The following is a 12,995-nucleotide window of genomic DNA, read 5'->3' as shown; positions in this document are numbered from 1 at the left end:
CGGGGGCTCGTACGGGGAGGGGTGCCGGGGCTCAGGGGGGCTGCGTCTCGTGGCCATGCGCTCATGACATCCAGGTCTACCGCCAGTAACCCCCGTATTCCAGAGAGTTCGCCGAAATACCGACGGCGAAGTCCGTGGAGGGGTAACCTGCCCCGCGGCATATGCCAGGGTCCCGCTCCTGGGGCCCGCCGCTTCCGCAGGCTCCTGGCTATCTGTCCGCCATCCCCTCGCCGCGGAGCAGGTCGCGGCCGAACTCGACCATCTTCTTCGCGTAGTCCTCGGTCCACTCCGCGCGGCGCGCGATGTCCTCCGTCGTGAGCCGGTCGAAGCGGCGCGGATCGGCGAGCTGGGCGGCGGCCAGCGCCTGGAACTCGACCGCCCGGTCGGTCGCCGCACGGAACGCGAGCGTCAGCTCGGTGGCCCTGGCCAGCAGCTCCGCGGGGTCGTCGAGCGACTCCAGATCGAAGAAGTGCTCGGGGTCGGCGACCGCCTCCGAGGGGTCGAAGAGCAGCGGTGCGGGCCGCAGCCGCCGCTCGCTCCGCTCGGGATCCGGCATCGTTCCTCCTGCTGCTCGTGCGTGTACAGGCCCCTGGCCACCGTCCATTGTCCCGCTCCGCGCAAGGGGGCCTTGATGACGTGCGCCACCCGGCGTACGAGCGGCTCGTGGCGGCGGTCCGGGGCCGCGGCTTCCCGGGCGCCGTTCAGGGGCGCCAGGCCACCCGGTGGTTCGACCAGCGCTCCCAGGTGGACTGCATCGCCTCCCAGCCGTCCGGGAACTTCACCGTCACCCCGAGCTGGACCGGCTCGGTCGACGGATGCTCGTCCAGCAGCTCCGCGACGCCCGCCCGGCAGACCACGATGCAGGCGTGCCGGTGCCGGGAGGCGAGCACGCAGAGCCGGCCCGTCTCCAGATGGAAGGCCGTGGCGTCCGGGCGGCCGGAGAGCGGGTGGAGCATGACCGTCACATCGAACTCGCGGCCCTGGAGCCGGTTCGCAGTGTCCACCGCCACCCCGGCCACGCCCAGCTCCGCGAGGGCGGCCCGTACCGCGGCGGCCTGGTCGCGGTGGGCCGTACCGACCGCGATCCGGTCGGCCGTCACCGGCACCGGTCCCGGGGTGCGCTCGCTGACGGCCGCGCCCCCGCGGTCCAGCAGCCTGCGCACCACCAGGGCCACGGCCTGCACCGCCTCGGGGTCCGTACGGGGCGTGCGCCGCGCGGGCAGCTCCAGCAGCCCCCAGCCGGACTCGGCCGCCTCGTCCAGCACCCGGTCGGGCCCCGAGCCGTCCGACGCCACCCCGAAGGTGAGCCGCCGGTCGCCATGGCCCGTACCGCTGCGGAAGGGGGTGTACGGATAGAACGCGGCCGACACCAGCGGCGCCGCCGACGCGGGCAGCCGCCACGAGACGGGCAGCCGGTGCTGGGGCAGTCCGGGGTTGTGCGCCAGGAGCGTGGAGACCGCGCTCGCCGACGGGTCGTACGACAGGCCCGCCCACTGGTCCGCGCCCACCACGCTGAACGGGTCGAGCTGGCCGGGATCGCCGACGAACAGCGCGCGCTCGAAGAGCCCGGCGACGGCCAGCAGCGCGTCCGAGCGCATCTGGTAGGCCTCGTCGACGATGGCGTGCCGCCAGGGCTCCACGCCCTGCACATGGGCCCACTTCGCGGCCGTGGAGATCACGACGTCGAGACCCGCGAGATCCGCCGCCTTCGCGGACTTGCGGACATTCGGCAGCTCGTCCAGCGCCCGGTCGTACGGGTCGGGGTCATTGCTGTGCAGCCGGCCGACCGGCAGCTCCGGCTCCTTCTCGGCGAGCCGGGCGACGAGATCGTCCACCTGCGCGTTGGTCTGCGCGACCACCATCAACGGCCGCCCCGCCGCGGCCAGTTCACGCGCGGCCCGCACAACGAGGGTCGACTTGCCCGCGCCGGGCGGTGAGTCGACGACAACACCCCGGTGGGAACCGTGCAGGGTGTCCCGCAGAATCGCGTCGGTGGCCCGGGTCGCGGCGGCGCCGGGATCGAAGGACGAACCGGCCGGTACGGGCCGGGGAGCGGAGTGGGGTGTGGCCGGTGCGGTCATCGGGCGGCTCCTGGTGAGCGGGGCGCGGTGCCGGGGCTGTTGCTTTGCGGTGCGTGGGAGCCGGTGCTCCGTAACGCGCGGCGGCCTGGGCGGGTCATAGGAAGTCCTCCTCGGTCACCGGGTCGGGAGCGTGCGCCGGAGCCGCCGTGCCTTCTTGGCCGACCGCGCCCGCAGCGCCTTCTGGGCCCGCCGTGCCTTCCGCGCCCGGCGGGCCGCCGTGGGTCCACGGGGTTTCCTCGGGGTCCGGCAGCTTCGGGCCGCCGCGCTGGTCGTGCTCGAAGAGGGTCCAGGCGATCCGGTCGCCCTTGTCCGGTACGGAGCCGGGCGCGGGCTCCTTGCCGCGGCCCATACGGTCGGTCAGCCGCAGCACGAGCACCCGGTCCCCGTCCTCGCCGCCCGCGTCGCTCTCGTACCGTACGAACTCCGCCGACTGCGGTCTCCCGTCCAGCGAGCGGAACACCTTCGTACGCTCGCCGAGATACGGCCGGTCGTCGGTGCGGACCGTGATCAGCGGGCGGGGGCTCGGGCGCTTGCTCTCGCTGTACGCCATCACCACCTCCGTCACCTCCCCGACGAACGCCTCGCCGGAGAGCCTGCGCCCCGCCAGCACCAGCGGATCGTCCAGCGCCTCCGCCGCGTCGAGCTGTGCTTGCGCCGTCTCGCGCGTGGCGAGCTTCTGCGCGGCGGTCACGGCGTCGTCGCGCCGGGGCTGCGGCGGCTCACCGGCGCGCACCCGGTCGCGATGGCCGGTGAACGACCAGCGGTCGCGCGTCCAGCGGTCCTCGACCCGCGCCCCCTCCGGCAGTTCGCGCAGCAGGTCGAGGCCGTGCCACACCGCGTCCCAGGCCGGCCGCATGACCCCGTGCAGCAGGGCGCGGATATCCCGCTCGGCGGACGTGAGCCGGGCGAGGCGCTCGTCCGCGTCCGGTCCGTCCTCGGCCGCCGCCAGCTCCTGGCGGGCCCGGTCGTACCGCTCGACCGCGGGCGCCAGCAGCTTGTTGTCGAACGCCGGGTCCGTCGCGGGTCCGGCCGGCGGGCACACCAACTGCCCGTCCCTGTCCCGCGCCGTCTCCGCCCGGAGCGCCGCCTCCGCGCCGGACAGACCGCCGGGCGGATCGATCCAGGCGAGCAGTGCGCCGAGGTGCTGGTCCTCCAGGTTCGACTGGCCGGTCGCCCAGTGCCGGTTGAGCAGATCGGTCGCCGCGAGCAGCAGCGAGGAGCCCGGCACCCGGGCGCGCTCGCCGTAATGCGTCAGCCAGCGCCCGAGCAGCGGCACCCGCGGCGGCGCCGGATACGGGGTGTCCGGGTCCTCCTCGGCGGTGCGCCGGAACCGCATCGACCGCCCCAGCAGCCGTACGAAGTCGATACCGGGCCTGCTCGGCACGATGATCTGCGGCGCGTCCACGCACAGCTCGACCTCGGCCTTGACCCGCTTCCCGGTCTCCGGGTCGGTCTCGCTCCGCTCGGCGGGCTCGACGACATCGGCGTACGCGTCCAGATACGGCAGCACGGCCTCGGCCAGCTCGGCGAGGAACGTGAACCGCAGATCGCGGTCGCGAGGCTGCGCGACCGTCAGCAGCCGGGGCGCGTCCCGGTCCGTCCCGACCAGCGCCCCGAGCGGCGCGCCCGCCTCGCCCGCGGTGGTCAGCGGTACGAGCACGAGCGGCCGGTCCGAGATCCGCCGGTGCCGTACGGTCGCGAGCGGCCCGGCCTGCCCGCTCGCCATGGCCTCCAGCCGCGCGAGCGTACTGATCAGCGACATCAGCCCACCCCTCGCTCGGGCGCCCCCGCGCCGTCCAGAGCCCCCGCGCCTGCCAGGGCACCCGCCCCTGCCAGCGCTTCCGCCCGGAGCGCCGCCGCCCTCCGGAGCGCCGCCACGGCCGGATCGGCCGGATCCCCCGTGTCCCCGTGTGCCGCCGACAGCACCGCCGTCACCGTTGTCAGCGCGCCCAGTTCGCCCCGTACGCTCCGGCCCAGCGCCTCCACCGCGCCGCTCTCCCTCGCGCGGGCACGGCAGTGGAAGGACAGTTCGCAGGCGGACAGGCACTCCGGGGCGTAGGCCGCCGGGACCGCCTCGACCGCGGTCGTCAGCTCGGCGTCCGAGCAGCGGGTGACGTCGAAGGTGGTGCCCTCGGGGAGCGCGGACGCGATGTCCTCGATCCGGGTCAGCCGGGTGAGCTGACGGCGCGTCACCGAGAGCTGTTTGCGTATGTCGACGACGGACGCGGTCGGCAGGTTCGAGAAGTCCTTCGGGCACACCAGCAGCACCCGGTCGCCCACCTCCGCCCCCGCCGTGCGGGCCGCGACCCGCTCCAGCGCCAGGACGTACACCGCGGCCTGCCGCGCCGCCGCGCCGACCTTCGCCGCGTCCGCCGAACCGTCGATCATCGGGAAGGACTTGATCTCCACGACCGTCCACCGCCCGTCCGGCCGCACCACCACCGCGTCCGGCTCCAGATACGCGGGCGAGCCCGCCACATCGAGGGCCAGCAGCGGATGGTCGAGCAGCGCCCAGCCCCCGGCCTCCGTGGCCTCGCGCAGGGCCAGCGCCGTACGGGCCGTACGCCCCTCCGGTCCCGCCGCGGACAGATCCGGTACGGACACCTCGCCCGGCGCGGGCGGCGGTGCCTCGCCGCCGAGCCGCTCCGCCAGCAGCCGCAGCAGCTCCGTACCCCCGTCGGCCTTGACCTTCGCCTCGAACGCGTTCCCCCGCATGAACGCGAACTGCGACTGCCCGAACGGCGCCGGGGAGCCGAGGGCCTTCGCGAGCGCCTTCTTGTCGACACCCGCCCCGTCCAGCAGCGCCCGCCGCTTACAGCCGGGGTTGGCCGCGAGGGCCGCCAGCGCGCGGGCGTCGAGCGGCTGGGGCGCGACGGAGGGGCCGCGCAGCTCAGCGAGCCGTCGCCGGAGTGTCGTCTGCGGAGGAGGTGCCGGGGGTGCTGCCGCGGGTCCGCCGCCCAGGGAATCGCTCACCCGCGGAAGTCTCGCATCCGCCACTGACAATCGGCGATGCGTGAGGCCTCGGCTGTGACTCCGGGGACTTCGGAGGCGCCTGCGCGGGCACGGTGAACAGCCGTGGCAGGGCCGGCGGAGGCCCGGACCGTACGGGCATCGTGACCCGTACCCGGTCGCGTATTCGGTCCGCCGCCCGCAGCGCCGGCCCCGTCAGCGCCGCCCCCGCCGCCATCACCACCGCCCCCGCGACCGCGTCCAGGAAGTAGTGGTTCGCCGTCCCCATCACCACCACGGTGATGACGACCGGATAGGCCGCCCCCAGCCACCGCACCAGCGGGGTACGGGCGTGCCGCCACAGCAGCACCCCGCACCACAGGGCCCAGCCGACATGCAGGCTCGGCATCGCCGCGAACTGGTTGGTCATCTCGCCCAGACCGCGCGGCGCGCTCGCCTCGTCGCCCCACCACCCGTACTCGCTGAAGTGCGCCATGGTGTCGACGAAGCCGTGCCGGGCCGCCAGCAGCCGGGGCGGGCTGGTGGGCAGCAGGGTGAAGCCGGCCAGACCGAGCAGGGTGGCGAGCATCAGCCAGTTCCGCGCGGCCCGGTAGAGCGCGGCGCGGTGGCGGAACATCCACACGAGTACGGCCGGGGTGACCAGATAGTGCAGCGAGGCGTAGATGAAATCGGCGGGCACACCGAGTGCGGGGGTGCCGGTGAAGAGCCGGTTGAGCGGGTGCTCGGCGTTGAGGCGCAGCGCCTTCTCGACACGGAGGATCGCCAGGCCGTGGGCGACGGCCGTCGACTCGTCGCCGCGCGCCAGCAGCCGGCCCGCCGAGTAAGCGGCGTAGACCAGGACGATCAGCACCAGCTCGGCCCACCAGCGCGGCCGGGCGCCCGTCCGATGCCCCATCTGCGCCGAACCCGCGCCGACCGCTCTGGCGGGTACGCCGTCGCGGGCGCTGGCTCTGGCGCTGGCGGCGGCGCTGCGTGGCATTCTGGCGCTCTCCATCGTGATTTCATGCGGGTTTTGGCCGATGTTCAACCGTACGGTGTACGTCACCGCATCCCCCGGTCGGGTGTATCCCCGGACTGTCGTTCGGGGATATCTCCGGCCAACGCCGCCCAACGGAGAGGTGGACGCCCGTATCACCCGGGAGGTTGCCCGTCGTTCAGGTACGCGATGATGGAGCGGCACCCGTTGTGAACCTCAGGGAGAGCCCCCATGGCAGCGCGCATCCTCCTCGCCCGGCACGGCCAGACGGCCTGGTCGCTTTCCGGCCGTCACACGGGCAGGACGGACATCCCCCTGCTCGACGAGGGCCGCAGGGGCGCCAAGCTGCTGGGCGAACGGCTGCGCCAGGCGCCCTGGTCGGGCCTGGCGGACGCGGAGATCCGTACCAGCCCGCTGTCCCGCGCGAGCGAGACCTGTGCGCTGGCGGGCTTCGGCGAGCGGGCCGAGGAGTGGGACGCGCTGATGGAGTTCGACTACGGCGCGTACGAGGGCATGACACCGGCCCAGATCAAGGCGGACCGCCCGGACTGGTTCATCTGGCGCGACGGCGTGCCCGGCGGCGAGAGCCTGGCGCAGGTCTCGGCCCGCGCGGACGAGGCCATAGCGTGGGCGCGCTCGGCCGACCGGGACGTGCTGTTCTTCGCCCATGGCCACATCCTGCGCGCGATAGGCGCGCGCTGGCTGGGCGAGGACATCGCGTTCGCGGCGCGCGTCCGGCTCGACCCGACCTCGGTGTCGGTGCTGGGCTGGGCGTACGGACTCCCGGCCATCGAGGTCTGGAACGACACGGCGCACCTGGCGGACTGATTCCGCGACGCCGCGCCCCGGGCCCGTACTACGTACGGGCGTTCGTCGCCGCGTGCCGCTCCAGGAAGGCCCGTACCTCCGGCAGCCGCTTCTGCGGCAGCAGCACCCGGGCCGTGCCCGCGAGCTTGGTGTGGATACGGGACGACTGCACGCCCTCCAGGAGATCCAGCACCTGCCCGCCCGCCACCGCCGCCGCGTCCGGCGAGCCCGCGCGGGCCAGGTCGGTGGCCAGCTCGACGCGGTAGAGGGCGAGATTGCGGACGAAGTGCGGGTCCTGGAGGACGGTCGCGCGGTACGCGTGCCGGGCCGCCCGCGCCCAGTCGCCCAGCGCCGCGTGGCAGAGCGCCTCCTGTGCCTCCAGCTCGGGTTCGCCGAAGAAGGACATCCACTCGGGGTCCGCCTCCGAGGGGCCGCGCCCGAAGAGGTCGTGGGCCCGGGACAGCGCCTGTTCGCAGCCCGTACGGTCACCGAGCCCGGCCCAGCCGCCCGCCTCCCGCAGCGCGAGCAGCGACAGCAGCCGCGGGGAGGTGAGATGCCGGGCGGCCCGGGTGCCGGCCTGTGCGGCACGCACCGCCTCGTGGTGCCGGCCCGAATCCCTCGCCAGGAACGACATGTTGCAGAAGGCGTGCGCCTCCAGCGCGGCGTCGGCCGCGACGCGCGCGGTCGCCAGCGCCTCCCCGTAGTGCGAGCGCGCGTCGTAGAACCGGCCGGAGTCATGGGCCAGCCAGCCCACCGAGATCGACAGCTCACCCGCGCCCGAGTGCAGCCGGCCGGCGGTGGACTGCCGGGTGGCCGTGCCCGCGTCGAGCAGGGCGTACGCGGCGCGCAGCGGGCGGGCGGCCTGCCGGTAGAGGCCGTCGGCGCCATGCCGGTCGTCGAGCAGCCGGATCCGGCGTACGGCCTCCTCGACGGCGTCGACCTCGGCGTCGCCGACCCGGCGGGGGGCGGGAACGGCCGCGGCGGGCGTACCGCCGAGACCGAGGGTCGCGGCCATCACCGTGACGGGGCCGCTCGTCATGAATGCGCGACGCAGCACATCGCTCTCCTCGCTGGTGTCGCCGGTATCGCCTTCGCCGCCATCGCTGTTCTCACTGCCTTCGTCGATGAGCGGCGGGGGCGGCGGGGGAGCCGGAGGGGGGTGCGCCGCGATCTTGGCCGCCGTGATCCGGGCGGCTCTGCCGCGTACCTGTTCGCGTGCGCTGAAGCCCAGGTCCTGGAGGGTCAGCCCCGGGAACATATGCAGGAAGACGCGTTCGTACGCGTAGTTGGGGCAGCGGATCTCGCCGGCCTCGACCCGGCCGACATAGCGCGCGTCGCAGGCGACCTGTTCGCCGATCTCACGGGCGGCCCTGCGGACGGCGGCGGCGAACTCCGCCGGTGAGCGCTGTGCGCGCAGCCTGCGGAAGGCGTGGTTGGGAACCGCCCGGGACGACGCCATGCCGAGCCCTCTCCTCCTGCCGGTCAGCTCCGGCGGAGCATGAACGTACCGGTTGTGATGGGGCGTACACGCAGGGTTTATTGACAAAGGGGATATCTCGCCCCCGATCTGCTATGAACTGCCATCCTTTGAGGCGGCGCGGCGCCGTAGCCGTTGACGCCGTGGGGCGTTGAACCCCGTGGAGGCGCTCACGGCGTCTGCGCTCGACGAGGAGGGGTTCCCTTGTTGGAGTCTCAGCACACGACCGGCCAGGAGCACGGCACGCGTCCCGGGGACGCGGGGCAGCCCTGCGACCTGGTGACCGTTCCGGCCCGGCAGGGGCTCGAAGCGGTGGACATCCTGCGGCGCGGGTCCGCGCCCTCGGTGGGGCCCGTGCTCCATGACGCGCCCTGCGACACCCTGGGCTTTCTGGTGCCGCCGGGCACGGCGGCGGGCTGGGACATGCCGGGCAGCGCGTGTACGCAGACGCACGGGCACAGCCCGCGCACCCAGACGGAGCCCCCGGTCACGGGCTCGGGCTGGCTGCTGCCCCCCGACACGACGGGCACGGTCACGGACCCGGCGGTCCTGAGGGAGGCCCTGGGCCAGGCGGCACGCCTGATCGAAGCGGTGGACAGATGCGGATGAGCCCCGGCGGCCTGGGGTGACTTTGATGTCCGGGCCCCGCACGGGCGCCTGGGGTGCGGACGTGTTCCGGCCCCGCACAGCCGCCGGCGAGTGAGCCGAAGGGCGCCGGGCACTGTCGAAAGGGAGAGCGCGCGCAGGGTAGCGAGGTACGAGCGGACCGAGCACGGTCGACCGTCGACAGGGTCTTGAGGCGCCCGGAGGCGAACCGAGCCCCTAAAATAGGGCGATGGCGAGAAGCAGGCGGGGCGCGGCGGCGGAAGCCGCCATCGTGGCCGCCGTCGACGGCGGCACCGCCGAACTCATACCCGACCGCGACCGCCCCCGCGCCTGGTCCCTGCTGATCGACGGTGCCCCGCAGTCCCATGTCGACCTCGGCGACCCGACGTACCTCTCCTTCGCGTACCAGCGCAGGCTCGGCCATGTCGCCGATCTTGTCGCGCCCGCCGGCCGGCCCCTCCAGGTGGTGCATCTCGGCGGCGGTGCCTTCACGCTCGCGCGCTATATCGCCGCGACCCGGCCGCGTTCCGGCCAGCAGATCGTCGAAGTGGACGCGGCGCTCGTACGGTTCGTACGCGAACGGCTGCCGCTGGATCCCGCCGCGCGGATACGGGTCCGCTCGGCCGACGCCCGGGCCGGGCTCGGCAAGGTGCCGGACGGCTGGGCGGATCTGGTGATCGCGGATGTGTTCGGCGGGGCGCGCACGCCCGCGCATCTCACCAGCGCGGAGTTCCTGACGGAGGTACGGCGGGTCCTGCGGCCGGGTGGCCGTTACGCCGCGAACCTGGCCGACGGGCCGCCCCTCGCCCATCTCCGCGGCCAGATCGCCACCGCCGCCACCGCCTTCGGGCACCTCGCGCTCGCCGCCGACCCGGCGGTCCTGCGCGGCCGCCGCTTCGGCAACGCGATCCTGCTCGCCTCCGACGACGAACTTCCCGTCCCCGAACTGACCCGCCGCGTGGCGAGCGACCCGCACCCGGGCCGCGTCGAACACGGCCGCGCCCTCACGGATTTCACCGGCGGAGCGCCCGCCGTGACGGACGCGAGCGCGAAACCTTCCCCGCTGCCCCCGCCGGACGCGTTCACCGGCTGACGCCACCGTGGCACTGCCGCTCCCGCCTCAGCGGCCGTCTCAGCGCTCGTCGAACTGCACCATCGGCGGGTGGCCGTTCCAGACGCAGAAGACCGAGACCTCCCGGCCGTCCTGCGTGAACGTCACCCGGATCCAGGTGGGTTGGGTCCAGACCTGCATCTGCCAGCCCGCGTCCGGGGTCGCGGAGACCAGCTCGGCGGAGGCCGGGCCGATGTCGAAGGCGACCCGGCCGCCGTCGACCGTATAGCTCTTGACCGTGCCGGACTCGGGCGGTTCCGAGCCGGCCGCGCTCGGCTCGGTGGCGCCCGGGGAGGGGTACTGCGCGGGCGGGTGGCCGTCGGTCGCGGTCTCGGCCGGGGTGGGGGTCGCCGCCTTCGGTGTGCGCGGCTTCGCCGGGGGGCTGGGGGTCGCGGACGGGCTCGGAGGCCGTTGTGTCGACGAGACGAGCGGACTGGGCGGCCGCGCCGTCGAGTTGGCCGAACTGTCCGTGGGGAGCGCGAGCGCCCGCGGCGGGTCGTATGCCGTACCGGTCATGACCGTACGGACGCCCCACCACGAGAGCGTGACCGCCGCCCCGGTGGCGAGCGACCAGGCCATCGCGTGTACGAGTCCTCTGCGCATCCCGGCCATGGTGCCGCACCCGCAACACCCGCGCCACACCCGCCCCGTTGGCCCCGACCGGCCTCCCCGCATCGCCCGGATGGCGTACGGTGCGGCCCATGCCCAGTGTGCTCGTGGTCGAGGACGACCAGTTCGTGCGCTCCGCCCTCATCAGGCACTTGACCGAGGCCTCCCACACCGTACGGAGTGTCGGTACGGCCCTGGAGGCGCTGCGCGAAGTGGCCCATTTCCGCTTCGACGTGGTCATTCTCGATCTTGGACTGCCCGATCTCGACGGATCCGAGGCGCTGAAGATGCTGCGCGGGATCACCGATGTACCGGTGATCATCGCCACCGCGCGGGACGACGAGGCGGAGATCGTACGGTTGCTCAACGACGGCGCCGACGACTACCTCACCAAACCGTTCTCGGTGGAGCATCTCTCGGCCAGGATGGCAGCCGTGCTGCGCCGCTCGCGCGCCGGCGCCGAAGAGGCCACGCCCTCCAGGGTGATCCGGGTCGGCGGGCTCTCCATCGACCCGCTGCGCCGCCAGGCCGAGCTGGACGGCTGTCAACTCGACCTGACCCGGCGGGAGTTCGATCTGCTGACCTTTCTCGCCGGGCGCCCGGGGGTGGTCGTACCGCGCAAGGAACTGCTCGCCGAGGTGTGGCAGCAGTCGTACGGCGACGACCAGACCATCGATGTGCATCTGTCGTGGCTGCGGCGCAAGCTGGGGGAGACGGCGGCCAGGCCGCGCTATCTGCACACGCTGCGGGGCGTCGGTGTGAAGCTGGAGCCGCCCGCGCCCGGGGCGTCGCCCCGCCAGGGGCCGCCGGCATGAGATGGGCCCTGGTCAAGGTGGCCGTGGCGGTCACCGTGATGGTCGTCGTGGCGTTCGCCGTACCCCTGGGCCTGGTCATCAAGGAGATGGCCAGGGACCGCGCCTTCACCAACGCCGAGCGGCAGGCCGCCGCCATCGGCCCCACCCTCTCCATCACCACCGACCGCGCGGAGCTGGAACGGGCCGTCGCCTCCACCCAGGCGGGGGCGTACGGACGGATGGCGGTGCATGTCCCGGCGGTCGACGAGCCGGGCGGCACGGGTACGGGCACAGGCGCGAGCACCGGTACGGGCACCGGTACGGATACGAGCACCGGTACCGGTACGGAAGGCCTGCCGCTGGAGATCGGTACGCGCCGGGCGGCCGAGAAGGACCTGCGCACCGTCCAGCGCATCGGCCGCGCCTCCATCGCCGAAGTCCCCGGCGGTTTCGCGCTGCTCCAGCCGACCGCGCTCAGCCAGGCACGGATCGCGATCGTCGAGATCTTCGTCCCCGACGACGAGGTCTCCAACGGCGTCGACACCGCCTGGCTGGTGCTCGCGGGCGTCGGTCTCGCGCTGGTCGTCGGTTCCGTCGCCGTCGCCGACCGGCTCGGGCTGCGGATGGTCGAGCCCGCGCAGCGCCTCGCGTACGCGGCGCACGCGCTGGGCGAGGGCAAGCTCGGCGCGCGGGTCCCGGAGGAGGGGCCGACCGAACTGCGGTCCGCGGCCGTCGCGTTCAACTCGATGGCCGACCAGGTCGTCCAGCTCCTCGCCAACGAACGCGAACTCGCCGCCGACCTCTCCCACCGGCTGCGCACCCCGCTCACCGTGCTGCGCCTCAACGCCGCGTCGCTGGGCGAGGGTCCGGCCGCCGACCAGACCCGCTCTGCGGTCGCCCAGCTGGAGCGCGAGGTCGACACGATCATCCGTACGGCCCGGGAGGCCAAGCCGCAGACGGTGGCGGCGGGCCCGGCCGGAGGCTGTGACGTCTCCGAAGTCGTACGGGAACGGATGGACTTCTGGTCCGCCCTGGCCGAGGACGAGGGCCGTACGGCACGGGTCGCGGGCATCGGCGGCCCGGTGCGCATCCCGGTGGTACGGGCCGAACTGGCCGCCGCGCTCGACGCGTTGCTCGGGAATGTCTTCCGCCATACGCCCGAGGGCACGGCCTTCGCGGTCGATGTGCACAACGGCGAGGACGCGGTGATCGTGCTGGTCTCGGACGCGGGCCCGGGCATCGCCGACCCGCGCGCCGCGCTCGCCCGCGGCAACAGCGGCGGCCGGGACGGCTCGACCGGCCTCGGTCTGGACATCGTGCGCAGGGTCGCCGAGTCGACGGGCGGGGACGTACGGATCGGCCGCTCGGTCCTCGGCGGCACCGAGGTCCGTATCTGGATAGGCCTGGACGGCTGGCGCTCCCCCGACGAACCCCGGGGCCACCGTCTGCGCCGCCGACGCCGCAGGGCGGCGGAGGTCTGAGGGAGCGGTTCGACCGCCGGGCCGGACCTTTAATCGGCTCCGATGCGCACCTTAAGCGCGCCCTAAGAACCACGCCCCCTGTC

The 12,995-nt window shown here is 73.9% G+C and carries 12 protein-coding genes; 5 read left to right on the top strand and 7 right to left on the bottom strand.

The annotated features are described in order from the left end of the window. Positions 1-208: 208 nt before the first annotated feature. The 5 genes from ACFU9P_RS17700 to ACFU9P_RS17680 form a co-directional block, all read right to left on the bottom strand. Positions 209-556: a hypothetical protein gene (locus ACFU9P_RS17700; protein ID WP_384081531.1), complete on the bottom strand. Its 348-nt coding sequence runs from the start codon at positions 554-556 to the stop codon at positions 209-211. Positions 557-701: 145 nt separating this feature from the next. Then, the gene (locus ACFU9P_RS17695) at positions 702-2,081 is read right to left on the bottom strand and encodes an AAA domain-containing protein (protein ID WP_384081528.1); all 1,380 of its coding nucleotides are present in this window, start codon (positions 2,079-2,081) and stop codon (positions 702-704) included. A gap of 94 nt (positions 2,082-2,175) precedes the next feature. Further along, positions 2,176-3,843 carry a hypothetical protein gene (locus ACFU9P_RS17690; protein ID WP_384081525.1) on the bottom strand — a complete coding sequence of 556 codons (1,668 nt, stop codon included), beginning with the start codon at positions 3,841-3,843 and terminating at the stop codon, positions 2,176-2,178. Continuing rightward, positions 3,843-5,054 carry a hypothetical protein gene (locus ACFU9P_RS17685; protein WP_384081522.1) on the bottom strand — a complete coding sequence of 404 codons (1,212 nt, stop codon included), beginning with the start codon at positions 5,052-5,054 and terminating at the stop codon, positions 3,843-3,845. The genes ACFU9P_RS17690 and ACFU9P_RS17685 overlap by 1 nt, the downstream gene beginning before the upstream one ends. Next, positions 4,972-5,946 carry a phosphatase PAP2 family protein gene (locus tag ACFU9P_RS17680; RefSeq protein ID WP_384081862.1) on the bottom strand — a complete coding sequence of 325 codons (975 nt, stop codon included), beginning with the start codon at positions 5,944-5,946 and terminating at the stop codon, positions 4,972-4,974. The genes ACFU9P_RS17685 and ACFU9P_RS17680 overlap by 83 nt, the downstream gene beginning before the upstream one ends. Before the next feature lie 312 nt (positions 5,947-6,258). Between ACFU9P_RS17680 and ACFU9P_RS17675 the strand changes: the two genes are divergently transcribed. Further along, positions 6,259-6,855: a histidine phosphatase family protein gene (locus tag ACFU9P_RS17675; RefSeq protein WP_376373988.1), complete on the top strand. Its 597-nt coding sequence runs from the start codon at positions 6,259-6,261 to the stop codon at positions 6,853-6,855. Positions 6,856-6,883: 28 nt separating this feature from the next. Here the strand turns inward: ACFU9P_RS17675 and ACFU9P_RS17670 are convergent, their stop codons facing one another. Further along, positions 6,884-8,293, bottom strand: coding sequence for a tetratricopeptide repeat protein (locus tag ACFU9P_RS17670; RefSeq protein ID WP_376373986.1), 1,410 nt, complete (start codon positions 8,291-8,293; stop codon positions 6,884-6,886). A gap of 225 nt (positions 8,294-8,518) precedes the next feature. On the opposite strand from ACFU9P_RS17670, the gene ACFU9P_RS17665 reads away from it, so the two are divergent. Together ACFU9P_RS17665 and ACFU9P_RS17660 are read left to right on the top strand one after the other, a co-directional pair. Further along, a complete protein-coding gene (locus ACFU9P_RS17665; RefSeq protein WP_384081859.1) occupies positions 8,519-8,920 on the top strand; it encodes a hypothetical protein in 402 nt (133 codons plus the stop codon). Between the two features lie 226 nt (positions 8,921-9,146). Further along, complete coding sequence (locus ACFU9P_RS17660) at positions 9,147-10,010, top strand: spermidine synthase (RefSeq protein ID WP_384081519.1); 864 nt, start codon at positions 9,147-9,149, stop codon at positions 10,008-10,010. Positions 10,011-10,049: 39 nt separating this feature from the next. Here the strand turns inward: ACFU9P_RS17660 and ACFU9P_RS17655 are convergent, their stop codons facing one another. After that, entirely contained in the window at positions 10,050-10,631 is a 582-nt protein-coding gene (locus tag ACFU9P_RS17655; RefSeq protein WP_384081516.1) for a hypothetical protein, read from the bottom strand. 98 nt (positions 10,632-10,729) lie between these two features. Between ACFU9P_RS17655 and ACFU9P_RS17650 the strand changes: the two genes are divergently transcribed. Both ACFU9P_RS17650 and ACFU9P_RS17645 read left to right on the top strand, forming a co-directional pair. Beyond that, positions 10,730-11,452 carry a response regulator transcription factor gene (locus tag ACFU9P_RS17650; RefSeq protein WP_376373975.1) on the top strand — a complete coding sequence of 241 codons (723 nt, stop codon included), beginning with the start codon at positions 10,730-10,732 and terminating at the stop codon, positions 11,450-11,452. Then, entirely contained in the window at positions 11,449-12,912 is a 1,464-nt protein-coding gene (locus ACFU9P_RS17645; RefSeq protein WP_384081513.1) for a sensor histidine kinase, read from the top strand. The genes ACFU9P_RS17650 and ACFU9P_RS17645 overlap by 4 nt, the downstream gene beginning before the upstream one ends. Positions 12,913-12,995: the final 83 nt, after the last annotated feature.

Origin of the sequence: Streptomyces sp. NPDC057617, from assembly GCF_042800555.1 — a bacterium.
In the GTDB taxonomy this organism is placed as follows: domain Bacteria; phylum Actinomycetota; class Actinomycetes; order Streptomycetales; family Streptomycetaceae; genus Streptomyces.
Note: the sequence above shows the minus strand (reverse complement) of the source record. Positions and strands in the feature narration are given on the sequence as shown.